This is a genomic window from Providencia burhodogranariea DSM 19968 (assembly GCF_000314855.2).
Taxonomy (GTDB): Bacteria; Pseudomonadota; Gammaproteobacteria; order Enterobacterales; family Enterobacteriaceae; genus Providencia; species Providencia burhodogranariea.
Window position 1 is genome coordinate 189,854 of the sequence record NZ_KB233222.1, and the last position, 14,468, is coordinate 204,321.

The following is a 14,468-nucleotide window of genomic DNA, read 5'->3' on the forward strand; positions in this document are numbered from 1 at the left end:
CTTCCGAGTCACATAGGTAGTTATGTGACTCGGGCTTGCACTTTTTTAGGTTCGCGATAGAAAATTATTTAGGGAATTATCCGGTGATCCTTCAAGATGTGGCGTTGTTATATTTTCTCATCTGTCAATTGGATTATTTAAGGAACTGTTCTAACTTATTGGACATAAATGAGAAACTGTTCATATAAGGATTCTCATTTTTTAAAGAAATATCATCTTTTTGATAGATAATGACTATGAGTGAATTAGCCAAACTCACTCTTCAATTTGGGTAGGATCTGCTCAGCGAATATGTTTAATCCCTTAATATAATCAGGAAAGATTAACATCACACCACCCAATTCACAGTTGCGTAGTAAATCTGAGAGTTGCTTATAGCAAGCGTCTGGCTTGTCGATAGATTTTAAAATACTTAAAAGCTATAGAATTGAAGAAGCTATTGATTTTTCAAGCGATGATGATTTCCGGGATTGGCACTTAGGAAGTGGTTCTGTTATATAGCAGCAATTTTCCAAGAAAGATCAAGAAAATGCGGTTAACGATTTTTATCAGCAGTTATACGATAAGTATCTTTCAAATGAGCATAAAGTCTCTTATTCAACAGGATTATTTTTACTTCAAAAAAGGGGATAGTGATGTATACCGGAATTGTACAAGGTAAAGAGAGTGTATTATCACTTAATAAAAATGATGGTTTCAGCACATTAACGGTTAGTAATCATAATCGTTTTTTTGTTGGTGTTGCTGTGGGAGCTAGTGTTTCTATTAATGGAACTTGCTTGACCGTCACTAAATTTACCGAGGACCGAGTTTCATTTGATATCTCTGATTTTACCGCTGATAGTACAACCTTAAAATTACTTAGCGTTGAGGATGAGGTTAATGTTGAAAGATCGCATCAGATGAATCAAGAAAATGGTGGTCATAGCTTATATGGACATGTTGAAGGGTTTGCCGAAGTCATAGAATTTATGCCAACCGGTGAAACTTATCGGTTGGTTATCAGAATTCCTGAGGACAACATTAACTATTTCTTCCTAAAAGGTTTTATTGGGCTTCATGGTTGTAGTTTAACCATCAATGCTATTGATGAAGAAAATAGAACTCTAGCCTTAAACTTGATCCCAGAAACTTTAAGAATCACCAATTTTGACAAGATTAAAGTGGGCGATTTCCTCAATTATGAAATAGACCAAATGACAAGAACCATTGTCGATACATTATCTAGAACATTATCCAAGAAATAACACAATCGCTGTTACTAAAAGAAGACGTGGTAAGTTATCTTAAAAATTATCACTTCTTTGAATTCAAACTGTCTTCTATTTATCACAATACTGTCATTTGCTCTGGTTATGATTCCGCGGTCAATTATTGATAAACCACTTGATAGGAACATAATAATGCAGCATCGCCGCACAATAAAACTCAGTTCGTTATCGCTACTTGCCACATTAATTGCTTTTTCTACCACAGGGTATGCTCAACAAGAAGTGCCAGTATCGCTGGCTGGCCATGCGATGTTAGCAGTTGATGCAACAGTGCTATCACCCGCTGATGCACCTAAAGACTTACAGATTAGTGGCAAATACACGACAGGTAATCGTATTGATGAGCTTGGCAAAGTAGAAGGGAAATCAGCCGATCGTCCAACAGGTATGAGTGTGCCAATCAAAGGCCAGCCATTACAAGGACATTCAGGTATTAAGCGCATGGTTGATGGCACCTATTGGGTACTAACTGACAATGGCTACGGCAACAAAATGAATTCGCCTGATTCAATGCTCTATTTAACCCAATACGATATTGATTTTAAAAGTGGCAAAGCTAACCCACTGAAAACTGTTTTCTTCCACGATCCCGATAAAATCATTCCTTTTCACATCATTAACGAAAGTACAAATAAACGCTATTTGACGGGTAGTGATTTTGATCCTGAAAGTTTCCAGTTTGCGGATGGTGCTCTTTGGGTTGGTGACGAGTTTGGGCCTTATTTGATAAAAATGGATTTGGATGGCAAGGTGCTCGCCCTGTTTGAAACTGAAGTGAATGGCAAAAAAGTGGTTTCGCCAGATCATTATCAGGTGACAACACCAAGCAAACCAATGGATAAAGTCAGTTTTCAAGTTAACCGCTCAAAAGGTTTTGAAGGAATGGCTTCATCACCCGATGGTAGTCGACTTTATCCAATGCTTGAAGGCGCGCTATGGGATGAAGAAAAACAAGATTATGAAAGCGTAGATGGTAAGCGTGCCGCACGAATTCTTGAATTTGATGTGAAAAAACAGCACTGGACAGGGCGTAGCTGGTTATATGTGTTTGAAGATAACCAAAATGCGATTGGTGATTTTAACTTAATTGATGATACTCATGGTTTGATCATTGAGCGCGATAATGGTGAAGGAACTGCTGATAAAGCCTGTGCAGAAGGCGTGACGGATACCAAAAACTGCTTTAGTAATCTGGCGAAATTTAAGCGTGTTTATCGCATTGAATTTTCAGATAAAAACCAAGGTGCAGCGGTTGATAAGCAAGCCTATATTGATTTGATGAATATTAAAGATCCGAATAAAGTGGCGAGAAAGCCGTTAAATGATGGCGTATTTACGTTCCCATTCTTCACCATTGAAAACGTCGATGTCGTAGATAGTGAACATATCATTGTGGGTAATGACAACAACTATCCATTCTCATCGAGTCGTGAGCCTAATCAAGCTGACGATAATGAATTTATTCTGTTAAAAGTATCCGCGTTGTTAAATCCTTAATTTCCTTGTTTGCATTAATTTGCTCGGGCGATAGCGCCCGGGCTTTTTTATTATTGAAGAAGACTATTTTATCTAAAATGATAATTGAAATGAGCATGATTAATTTTTTTAAAAGAATAACAGCTATCAAGGCTAGATATTTAACATAAGATAAAAATTATAAGTTAATAAATAGAAGTGTATGTACTATATCATCGTGAAGTGATGAAAGGTGAAACCTAGTGTTGGCGGGATTTACAGACCTTACTTAATGAAAAAAACAAGAAAATAGCCACATAAATAAAAAATTTCGTGACATGTCACAATGATAAAAAAAGCATTAGTTTTTAATTACCAATGCTTTTATATTCATCACTCTTCAAGCTAGATTATTAGCAACTAAAATCATTTAACAAACCCATTATTTCTTTTTAGATAAGGACGGTGGTTTCATCATTAGCGTGAATATGAGAATGACAATAACTGGCGCGGCAATAATTAAAAATGCTGGCGTGAAGCTGTGTGTGTAATCTTTAACTGCTCCTGCGATAAATGGAGCTAAACATGCAATGGTTGATATCAGGTTAACCACAGAAAACAGTTCTAAGTAAGGACCACGGCCAAAATAGTTAGAGAGCAAAACGCTAGAAGCCAAGAAGGTCATACCGTAGCCAATACCGACACAGAGCACAAATAAAATTAACCATAACCAAGAGGTAGCGATACTGAGAAAAACAACCCCCAGAACCATAATAATAAGGCTACCAATTAAGAGTTTTTTCGGTTCTAGCCACTCGCCGGCAGCACCACCGATAAATCTCGAAAATGCATTCACAAAAGCCATGGTGCTAAGCAATGAAACGGCAACTGTCATACTAAATCCACGATCTTCAATATGAGCAACTGCAAAACTGTTGACTGTGATCCCGCACCATAAAAATGAAGTATAAGTCGCGGCAATTAAATAAAACTGCCAAGTGCGCAGTGCACGATGCACCGTCCAAACCTCTTTAGTTCGATAAATCGGTTGGCTTGCCTCACTGACCTGCTTTTGCATCACACTTTTGGCGTGAGCTTGCTCTCGCTTGCCTTCGCGCAACATGACGATAGTGATTAATGTGATGACGCTGAGGTAAATGGCACATAGTGCCCAGTGCATACGCCATGAACCTAAATGGTTCGATGCGAAGAAATAAATCCAAGGACCTGCAACCCCACCTAAGCCACCTATCGTAAAATAGAGGCCAAAAGCCAGTGATTGTTTCTCAAATAAGCGTGAAAGAACATAAGTGCCGGGGACGGTGGCGAGTAGGGTAAAACCGATACCAATTAATGCAGTCCCTAGAAAATAACGTCCAATAGTTTCCGTTGAGTACAGACTATAAAAGCCCGCAACAAAAACTAATGTCCCTAATAACAGTGTGAGACGAACTCCGACTTTACGAATTAATAATGATGGTAGAAAACTGGCAAGCCCACAAGTTAAGCCAAGTAATGTGAAACCAAAGCCTGCTTCAGTCCAACTCCATTGTAGCTCGCCAATCATACCCGGGAGCACAACACCCAGTGAGGTAAAAGTGGTCGCGGTTGCTAAAAAATAAACTAACCCCAAAAGAATGAGGATACTCCACTGATACAGTGGGCTAAACGATGGGGAATCTGTTGCTGCCATGTCAACTCCGGTAATGCTGCCTATTTTTCAACTCAATTAAGTATTACTAAGGCAACGGTATAATACCTATCATAACTCAAGTTGCCGTTGGCAATACGTAAGCAAAGGCGACAGCTCAATCTCAGTATTTATTACGACCGTAGAGCTTTATTTATCGGAATAGTTTAGGAGATGCTGATTTTTACCTCACTAAGCGGTTTAAATAACACCAATGTAGTCATGTCGCGTCCTTAGCGCCTAAAAAAACATCAATACAAGGATAAACCGTAAATGAAAAGCGCCCTTTGGGTTCGATTAAACGTGATTTTTTGCTGCTTTGAGCAGCTTTTGCCTTGCTTCTTTTTGTCTTCACTAAAGATGTTTAATTCGAATAAAAATTGACCTTTAAAGGTCAACAGCCCCTAGCTTGTTGCCGACAATTCGCTTGAATTATTTTTGGGTATAAATAGCAAAATGCCCGAACATTTGATTTTCGGGCATTGTATGGTGCCATTTTCCATGTTTATTGAGAGAAGTACCAGTCTAATTTTTCGTTTGCCCAAACAATGCTGCTTTTATATTCAGATGGCAACATATTAACCAGAGCATTTAACGTAGAGGAAAGCGTGCTTATATTGCTGTGAGTTAAATTTAAATGGCCAACTTTACGAGCCGGACGGACTTCTTTTTCATACCAATGCAGATGAACTAGCGGCAAGCTAAGCCAGTCTTGATTGACGGCTGTACCAATCAAATTCACCATAACCGATGGGCTAAAGACTTCTGGTGAAGGCATTGGTAAATCTAAGATTGCTCGCAGATGTAGCTCAAATTGGCTAATAGAAGCGCCATTTTGCGTCCAGTGACCACTATTGTGCACGCGAGGTGCTAATTCATTGATCAGCAATTTATCGCCAACAACAAAACATTCCATTGCCATTACGCCGATATAATCCAGCTCATTCATCACTGCGCTTAACATCGCTTGTGCTTTCAGCTGTTGCGGGTTACTCGCTTTTGGGAATGCGATACTCGTGCGTAATATCCCTTCTTGATGCAAGTTGTGGGTGATTGGATAAAACACACAATCTCCAGCTCGATTACGCGCACCAATCACCGAGATTTCTGCGTCGAAAGGTATCCCTTGCTCAACAATGCATTCACCATAAATTTCATCAGGGAGATTAACTTCATCACCCGGGCGAACGCGCCACTGGCCTCGACCGTCATAACCACCTGTCCGGCGTTTAACAATCAAAAAATCACCAAGTGTCGCGAATAGTTGCGGCCATTGATCTGCTGAATCAAGGTTAGCCCAAGGTGCTGTAGCTAGACCCAATGAATCAAATAGACTTTTCTGTGGGAATCTATCTGCCAAACGTGGAAAAATATCACGATTAATAAAGGCATTATGCCGCGCTAACTCTTTGGTGAGAGGTGTTTCAGGCCAACGTTCAATTTCAGCCGTAATCACACTTTGCTGATAAGGAACAGCCTCTGGCTCAGCGTCTAAGCCAACAGGAAAAACAGCGATACCGAGAGGCTCACCAGCTTGGCGCAACATGCGGCCTAATTGACCATTACCAAGGACGCAAACAGGTTTCATTGTGCCTCCCGAGGATCTGGGTTATTGAGCACATCGTTGGTTTGGTTTTCACGCCAAGTGGATAAGCGGATAAATAGGACATCATCGGTATTTGCTAATATTTGTGCGGCTAATAATGCTGCATTTGCTGCACCAGCTTTACCAATCGCTAATGTGCCAACAGGGATACCTTTAGGCATTTGTACAATAGAATATAGGCTATCAATACCACTTAATGCGGCACTTTGGACCGGTACACCCAATACGGGAACTAAGGTTTTTGCCGCTATCATGCCGGGTAAATGCGCAGCGCCACCGGCACCAGCAATAATCACATCAAAGCCATTTCCTTTAGCTTGTTCAGCAAAGGAGAACAATTTGTCAGGTGTACGGTGTGCTGAGACAATTTCAACATGAAAAGGCAATTGCAGTTCGGTTAAAACATCGGCTGCATGTTGCATGGTCGTCCAGTCACTTTTAGAACCCATAACAATGGCAATTTTTGCCGTAGATTGACAAGGTACTTGGGCTGTCATTTGATGTGATCCCTGTGGTTAATAAATCTTCACCGTGAGGTGGGAAAAATAAATCGCGATGATCATATCATGGTAACTGCGTAAGGAAAACGTTTGCGTGATTAAAAAACAAGCAATCAAACGTCAATTGAATAAATTGAATTAATGATGTTAGAACGGGAAGAAAATCAACTCAATGCCTTGCTCATTAATCACAAATGCAGAACCTTCATGATGCCATGCGCCCAGTACACCACGATAGCAGAGCTTATTATTAATTAAAACTTCATGAATAGCAGGGCGGTGAGTATGCCCATGGATCATCCAATCAGCTTGATAATGCGTTAAAGCATTAACAACGGCTTGTGGGTTTACATCCATAATTGACTCGGTTTTCATACTGCTGGCATACTGACTATTTTTACGCATTTTTTGAGCGATACGGCGGCGAATAAATAGCGGTAAGCTCAGAAACAGACATTGGATCCAAGGAGTGTGGACTTTTTTGCGGTAGTTTTGATAGGCAATATCATCGATGCAAAGTGTATCACCATGTAAAATGAGAACACGTTTGCCATAAAGCTCAAGCAATGTTTCTTGCACTAAAATAGTCATGCCACATTGTTTGGCATAACGTTTACCGATTAAGAAGTCCCGATTACCGTGAATAAAGTAGCAAGGGATGCCTTTATCAGTCAGCATTTTTAAAGCACCAGAAACTTGCTGGTGAAGTTCAGTTTGATCATCATCGCCAATCCAGTAATTGAAAAAATCACCAAGGATATACAGGCTATCGGCATGAATGGCTTGTTGATGGATAAAATGCATAAAACCGGCGGTGATCGCCGGTTCATCTTCACTCAAATGCAAATCTGCAATGATGTAAGTGGACATATCGCGTCAGATTACTCGCTTATTGTCACTTTTTCGATCAGAACATCTTCGCGTGGCACGTCTTGATGATGGCCACTGTTACCCGTTGATACACCTTTGATTTTTTCAACAACGTCCATACCTTCAACTACTTCTGCGAACACGCAGTAACCCCAACCATCCGGGCGCTCTGAACGGAAGTTAAGGAAGTCGTTATCAACAACGTTAATGAAAAATTGTGCAGTTGCTGAATGTGGGTCGTTAGTACGAGCCATTGCCAGCGTTCCACGCGTATTTTTTAAGCCATTGTTAGCTTCGTTTTTGATTTGTGCTTTCGTATCTTTTTGTTTCATGCCTGGCTCGAAACCGCCACCTTGGATCATGAAACCGTTAATAACACGGTGGAAAATGGTATTATCGTAAAAACCTTCACGGCAATAATTTAAAAAGTTTTCGACAGTAACTGGGGCTTTATCGTCGAAAGTTTTAATAACAATGTCACCGTGATTGGTATGAAAAGTCACCATAATAGCTATCCTGAATAATTGTATTTTGTACGCCTTCTTATGAAGACGTTGTTGTCAGAAAGTTTATACCACAGATAAAACCTGACTTGAAGTCACAGTAAGGTTTTGAAATGCTGGGTACCATAACAATAGAGTGACAAAGATAGCGGCTATACCTTGCATTATTGTGGTTATCGGGTTTCAATATCACTCTCCGCAATACTTCAAATGCTATTGGCTGCACGCGTAGGTGAAGCCTGTAATCTGAATAATGCATCGACGTAATTTGTTTCGATGCCACTGGAAGTATTAAGGAAAAATGATTGATTTGATATTAAGAGTGAAGCATCAATACAATAAAAGTTATTTGATTTTTCACTTTCACAGATAGATATACCTAAATAATGCGAGTTGCATCTCGGCAACAAATAAGGCTACCCAATGAGCCTATGGCTCGGGCAGCTAAGTGCTGCCAACAATGAGACAATTCAAATTGTTAGAAGTATAAACACGCACACATAAACGGAATAATCCAGATGCTACAGATTTTTAATACACTGAGTCGTCAAAAAGAAGAGTTTAAACCAATTCATCCAGGGAAAATTGGGATGTACGTGTGTGGTATCACCATTTACGATCTGTGCCATATCGGTCACGGGCGTACTTTTGTGGCATTTGATGCTATTAGCCGCTATTTACGTTATTTGGGCTATGACCTGAACTATGTGCGTAACGTAACGGACATTGATGACAAAATTATCAAACGCGCTGCTGAAAATAATGAATCAGTAGATGCACTAACAGCCCGTATGTTGGCTGAAATGCACAAAGATTTTGATGCATTGAATATTTTACGTCCTAATAGCGAGCCGCGCGCGACTCAACATATTATTGAAATTATTGAAATTACTGAACTTCTCATCAATCGTGGTCATGCTTATGTGGCAGAAAATGGCGATGTGATGTTTGAAGTTAAAACTGACGAAGATTATGGGAAATTATCCCGCCAAGATTTAGAACAATTACAAGCTGGCGCTCGTGTAGAAGTTGCGGATGTTAAACGTAATCCAATGGACTTTGTACTGTGGAAAATGTCCAAAGAAGGTGAGCCTAGCTGGGAATCCCCATGGGGTCTTGGCCGTCCAGGTTGGCATATCGAATGTTCAGCAATGAATAGTAAAGCACTCGGTAACCATTTTGATATTCATGGCGGCGGCTCTGATTTGATGTTCCCACACCATGAAAATGAAATTGCTCAATCTTCTTGCGCTCATGATGGCCCTTATGTGAATTATTGGATGCATTCTGGGATGGTGATGGTTGACCGTGAGAAAATGTCTAAATCGCTGAACAACTTTTTCACTATCCGTGATGTACTTGAGTACTATGATGCTGAAACGGTGCGTTACTTCTTGTTATCTGGCCATTATCGTAGCCAGTTGAACTATACCGAAGAAAACTTGAAGCAAGCACGTACCGCATTAGAACGTTTATATACCGCATTACGTGGGACAGATAAAAATGTTGCTCCTGCTGGTGGTGAAATCTTCAAAGCGCGTTTTGAAGAAGCGATGAACGATGACTTTAATACCCCAGAAGCTTACTCCGCACTGTTTGATATGGTACGTGAGATCAACCGCTTGAAATCAGAGGATATGGCTGCTGCGAATGCGATGGCCTCAGAATTGCGTCGATTGGCGGGAGTGCTGGGCTTACTTGAGCAAGATCCTGAAGCCTTCTTACAAGGTAGTGCACAAGGTGAAGACGATGAAGAAGTCGCTAAAATTGAAGCACTGATTAAGCAACGTAATGATGCACGTAAAACCAAAGAATGGGCACTGGCTGATGCAGCACGTGATGAGCTGACATCAATGGGCATTGTGCTTGAAGATGGCGCGCAAGGAACTATTTGGCGTCGTAAGTAATTTGATCTAATTAAGCCCCACTAAGCTTGCCTTGGTCAAAAAACCAAAGTGAGTTTATTGGGGTTTTTCTATTTTGATTCATGCAACTTGAAATATGATGCGTATAGAGTGTATAGAGAAGTAAGTCGACGATCATCAGTAACCGCTGCTGTGTATAAGTAAATTGCGAATTATTCATGATAAAAAGCGTAGAGGCGATAAATATCAATCTAGAGTTACATGAGATAATTCATCGGAGTAGGACAAAAATTAAAATCGAGATTTAATTAGGCAACATAGCTAAATAAAAATCCCCCAATAATGGGGGATCGAATAGAGGTCATTATTGTAATTAACTTAGACTTGCCATTTCTTTTTGTGCTTCTTGTGTACTTGCTTTTTTCAGTAACGCATACAAGATACCAGAAACTAGCGTACCGATAATAATGGCCACTAAATACATCAATACATGGTTGATTGCGCCAGGAATTAATAGAACAAACAATCCACCGTGTGGTGCCATCAAGTGAATACCGAAGTACATTGATAATGCACCCGTGATTGCGCCACCAATAATACATGATGGCAATACACGTACAGGGTCTTTAGCTGCAAATGGAATCGCACCTTCTGAAATAAAACATAAGCCAAGGACGAAAGAGGCTTTACCGGCTTCACGTTCTGCTGGCACAAATTTATGTTTCGCAATTAGGGTCGCAATACCCATCGCTAACGGTGGTACCATACCTGCCGCCATGATAGCCGCCATTGGCGCATAGGTTTGTGAGCTTAATAAGCCAACACCAAAGGCGTAAGCCGCTTTGTTTACCGGTCCACCCATATCTGTACACATCATCGCACCTAAAATAGCGCCAAGAATGACCGCATTAGTGGTACCCATGGTATTGAGCCAATGAGTTAGCGAATCCATCAACCAAGCCACTGGATGTCCGATGACATAGATCATTGCTAGCCCAGTAATCAGTGTTGAAATCAGCGGCACAATTAAGATGGGTTTCAACGCTTCCATGGTTTGAGGTAATTTCAATCTAGTACTGATAAAGTGCGCACTGTAACCGGCAAGGAAACCGGAAATAATACCACCTAAGAACCCAGCCCCTAATGTTGTTGCCAGTACACCACCGACTAAGCCGGGTGTTAAACCTGTTCTATCTGCAATCGAATACGCGATGTAACCCGATAATACTGGTACCATCAGACCCAGAGCAGTTTGACCACCAAGTAAGCTTAATGCCCAAGCCAGAGAGCCTTCGACATTGGAAGCATCTAAACCGAACGCAAAAGAGAGTGCGGTACACAGACCACCGGCTACCACCATTGGCAGCATATAAGACACACCTGTTAACAAGTGACGATAGACACCGCCTTTTTCACTTTTGCCACTGGATTGTGTGCCTGAACTACCGCCCTGAGGTGTGAATATTGACGCTTCTTTTTGCGCTTTATCCATTTCTTGAGCTGTTTTCTTCAGTGCTGCGCTAGTGGAAGTGCGATACATGCGTTTACCCGCAAATTTATCGACATTTACTTCAATATCAGCAGCGACGATCACTAAGTCAGCTTTTGCGATTTCTTCAGGGGTAATTTCATTACCAACCCCCACAGACCCTCGAGTTTCGACTTTAATATCCCAGCCGCGTTTTTTAGCTTCAGCTTCGAGTGCTTCTGCGGACATATAAGTATGTGCAACGCCAGTAGGGCAGGCTGTTACAGCTAAAACAGAAAGTGTTGCTGAAGTATCAGCAGGTTGATCAACAGGCGTATAAAGTGTTGCTTGCTGCTGTGCTTGCTTTAAAAATTCAGCAGGATCTTGGATCGCACTTTCTAGCGAGCCAAAATAGACTTTTTTACCAGTAAGATCTGCATCAGCAGGCGCATGAGCTCCCGCGACAATAACAACGTCCGAATCTGAGAGTGATTCGGTGAGAGTCAATGCCTGTGCAGCTGCACTCATTTTTAATGCATCGAGTGCTAGCCATGCAGCTGCTGGAGCTTGTTGATGGCTTGCTGTAATAAAAATTTTCATAGTGTCCTTCCTTACTCAGGCTTGAAGGGTTGTAAATCGATACGCGCCATCATACGGGCAAGCTGTTCACGATCTGTCACGCCAACATTAGGTTGCGAAACAGCAAGAGCAGAAACCGCTGTTGCCAAACGCAGGGTATGTTCACTGGTTTGGCGCATCATAAGGCCATAAATCAGCCCCCCAACCATGGAGTCACCCGCACCAACAGTGCTGATCACGTCACATTTTGGTGGTTTAGCGAACCAAGCACCGGATGAGTTAACCCACATTGCACCTTCAGCACCTAAAGAAATCACCACATGAGCAATGCCTTGAGCGCGAAGTTGATTAGCCGCATCAACAACATCTTTACGTGTTGGTAGTGGTTTCCCTGCCCAAATCTCTAGCTCACGGTGATTTGGTTTTACCAACCAAGGGGAGGCTTTTAACCCCGCGACTAAGGCTTCACGGCTACTATCGAAAATGACACACATGCACTCATTACGTAGGCGCATCATCCATTTGGTGAAATCTTCTAATGCAACACCTTGTGGAATACTACCGCTCACACAAATCATGTCGAATTGACCGGCCCAACTAAGTGAGTCAGTCACGAATCGTTGCCAGTCAGCTTTAGTGACTTCAAAACCTGAGAAGTTAAAGTCTGTGACTTCACCCGTTTTCTCAGTGAGTTTCACATTGATCCGCGTACGTCCTTCAACAACTTGAAAGCGATTAGCAATACCTGTTTCACTGAAAGTTTTTTGAAAACCATCCTGATTTTCTTTACCTAAAAAGCCACCGACAGTCACATCAATACCCAAATTTTTGAGTACCTTGGCAACGTTAATGCCTTTACCTGCGGCATGAAGGCCAGCGGTATTAACTAAGTTAACTTCACCTTTGTCAATTTCTGGTAACAAGCCAACCAGATCATAAGCAGGATTTAAGGTAATAGTAGCGACTCTGCGGCTCATGCGACCTCCTCACCAAGGCCATCATTAATGGCTTGACCAATTGCAGACATCGCTTCAGCTGCATCCACGCCTTCAGCATGGAACTGTAATCGATGACCTTTTTTCGCACCTAAGCTGACGACTTTCATTAAACTGCGTCCATTAACTGGTTTTGCCGTACCATCAAGATTGGCAACCGTAATCGTGCTCTCAAATTTCTTAATTGTACTTACCAGTAATGTGCTTGGACGAGTATGCAATCCATGTGGATTACGGATAACAAACTCTTCAGTAAGGCCGTCTGTAGATGCTGATTGCGACTGATCTGATCCTATCAGCAATGCAGCAAGTGCATCAGCATCAGTTACTTGTAACAGCGTATCAATTTGTTGATGCTGAAGAAGTTGATTGAGATTGCTTAAAAACGCGGCTGGTTGATCATCCGCATAAGATAAAGTAACCAGTATTTTTACAGGTAAATCTTGATGGGTTAGCGGTGATTTCGGCGTCGCCAGAGTGATGGCGCTGTGCAGATTGCCATTAGGGCTATCGCTCAGCCAAACACCTTGTCCGAGATAATGTGGTGTATTCGTTAATACATGAGTCATAAACTCAGGCGCGATCACTTGCTCATCTTGTAAATGAACCAGATTCAGTGCTTGCAGAGAACTTAGGCTTTTAGCATCTGTATTTAATGTCACCATTGAGCCATCAAATTTAATTGGCTGGATCTTTTTCTCACCCATTAGCAAGCTACGTAAAAGCTCTGCTGAATCAGCTTTAGCCATTGCCTGAGTAATAGTTTCATCGCTAAGTACATGGGTTAATTGACGTAGTAAGGCTAAGTGTTCATTAGATTGCGCTGCAATACCGATAACGATATAAGCAGTTTGATCTTCACCCCAATCAATACCTTGTGGAAATTGAAAGACAGCGACACCAGTTTTAAGAACTTGATCGCGGGTATCTGTTGTACCGTGAGGAATAGCAATACCGTTACCAAGGAAGGTTGGTGCTTGGTTTTCTCGATTTAGCATCCCAAGTACATAGCCATCTTTAACATAACCGGCTTCAGTCAGCGCGGAGGCAACTTGTTTGATAGCATTTTCTTTACTATCTGCGGTTGCGGCAAGATGAATATCTTGAACTGACAGGTTAAACATAATTTCTCCTGAGTATCACCGTTAAAGAATCGATTCAGCAAGGGTGAAGAAAACGTATGATGTTGAGCTTTGCTTGTAAATGTTATCGTTACCAATAAAGCTGAAACGTTTCGTGTTATGGAATTAATTTACTCGAATTTGTCGGTTACTGACCAATGAAATAATGCGTAAGTGTGATCATTCTCGCATTAATTAACGTAATTTATTATAGGGCTGAATGTTTGCTGAAGTCCATTTTGTTTTATAAGAAAGGAAAGAATCGAAATGTTAGCAGTCTTTTTTTATACAAAAAAACAAAGGGGAGGGGAATTTAACTAGCAAAAAACACGATTGTAACCATGGCTTTTGAAATAGCTTAAATAATATTGAACATGTCGCTAATTGAGTACGTTCAGCGCTATTTCAATGATGAGATTATTTCTATCATTTTGATTTTTATTAATTTAAGTGGGGTTTTAAGCATGTTAGAGATAAAGTAAACTACTTTAAAGGTAAGATGCGAATTAAAAAGAGGATAATAAATTTAATGGGGTTGATGATAA

Annotated in this window: 11 protein-coding genes; 3 read left to right on the plus strand and 8 right to left on the minus strand. The window is 41.0% G+C overall.

Annotated elements, in window-relative coordinates; translation table 11 throughout:
• The first annotated feature begins 635 nt into the window (after positions 1 to 635).
• Both OOA_RS00805 and OOA_RS00810 read left to right on the plus strand, forming a co-directional pair.
• Complete coding sequence (locus tag OOA_RS00805) at positions 636 to 1,247, plus strand: riboflavin synthase (RefSeq protein WP_008910214.1); 612 nt, start codon at positions 636 to 638, stop codon at positions 1,245 to 1,247.
• 156 nt (positions 1,248 to 1,403) lie between these two features.
• Positions 1,404 to 2,768 carry an esterase-like activity of phytase family protein gene (locus OOA_RS00810; RefSeq protein WP_008910215.1) on the plus strand — a complete coding sequence of 455 codons (1,365 nt, stop codon included), beginning with the start codon at positions 1,404 to 1,406 and terminating at the stop codon, positions 2,766 to 2,768.
• 400 nt (positions 2,769 to 3,168) lie between these two features.
• On the opposite strand, the gene OOA_RS00815 is transcribed toward OOA_RS00810, so the two are convergent.
• From OOA_RS00815 to ppiB, 5 genes are all read right to left on the minus strand, one after another.
• Positions 3,169 to 4,419, minus strand: coding sequence for an MFS transporter (locus OOA_RS00815; RefSeq protein ID WP_008910216.1), 1,251 nt, complete (start codon positions 4,417 to 4,419; stop codon positions 3,169 to 3,171).
• 502 nt (positions 4,420 to 4,921) lie between these two features.
• A complete protein-coding gene (purK, locus tag OOA_RS00820; RefSeq protein WP_008910217.1) occupies positions 4,922 to 6,004 on the minus strand; it encodes a 5-(carboxyamino)imidazole ribonucleotide synthase in 1,083 nt (360 codons plus the stop codon).
• Entirely contained in the window at positions 6,001 to 6,519 is a 519-nt protein-coding gene (purE, locus tag OOA_RS00825) for a 5-(carboxyamino)imidazole ribonucleotide mutase (RefSeq protein WP_008910218.1), read from the minus strand. The genes purK and purE overlap by 4 nt, the downstream gene beginning before the upstream one ends.
• A gap of 150 nt (positions 6,520 to 6,669) precedes the next feature.
• Positions 6,670 to 7,392 (minus strand): UDP-2,3-diacylglucosamine diphosphatase, encoded by a 723-nt coding sequence (gene lpxH / locus OOA_RS00830; protein ID WP_008910219.1) that lies wholly within the window; start codon positions 7,390 to 7,392, stop codon positions 6,670 to 6,672.
• A gap of 11 nt (positions 7,393 to 7,403) precedes the next feature.
• Positions 7,404 to 7,898: a peptidylprolyl isomerase B gene (ppiB, locus tag OOA_RS00835; RefSeq protein ID WP_008910220.1), complete on the minus strand. Its 495-nt coding sequence runs from the start codon at positions 7,896 to 7,898 to the stop codon at positions 7,404 to 7,406.
• 515 nt (positions 7,899 to 8,413) lie between these two features.
• On the opposite strand from ppiB, the gene cysS reads away from it, so the two are divergent.
• Complete coding sequence (gene cysS / locus OOA_RS00840) at positions 8,414 to 9,802, plus strand: cysteine--tRNA ligase (RefSeq protein ID WP_008910221.1); 1,389 nt, start codon at positions 8,414 to 8,416, stop codon at positions 9,800 to 9,802.
• A gap of 331 nt (positions 9,803 to 10,133) precedes the next feature.
• On the opposite strand, the gene fruA is transcribed toward cysS, so the two are convergent.
• The 3 genes from fruA to fruB are packed head-to-tail and all read right to left on the minus strand — an operon-like array spanning position 10,134 to position 13,926.
• Positions 10,134 to 11,828: a PTS fructose transporter subunit IIBC gene (fruA, locus tag OOA_RS00845; RefSeq protein WP_008910222.1), complete on the minus strand. Its 1,695-nt coding sequence runs from the start codon at positions 11,826 to 11,828 to the stop codon at positions 10,134 to 10,136.
• A gap of 11 nt (positions 11,829 to 11,839) precedes the next feature.
• Positions 11,840 to 12,784 (minus strand): 1-phosphofructokinase, encoded by a 945-nt coding sequence (gene fruK, locus OOA_RS00850; RefSeq protein ID WP_008910223.1) that lies wholly within the window; start codon positions 12,782 to 12,784, stop codon positions 11,840 to 11,842.
• On the minus strand, positions 12,781 to 13,926 hold the full coding sequence (gene fruB, locus OOA_RS00855) for a fused PTS fructose transporter subunit IIA/HPr protein (RefSeq protein ID WP_008910224.1): 1,146 nt from the start codon (positions 13,924 to 13,926) through the stop codon (positions 12,781 to 12,783). Before fruB ends, fruK begins: the two co-directional genes overlap by 4 nt.
• Between the last annotated feature and the right edge of the window lie 542 nt (positions 13,927 to 14,468).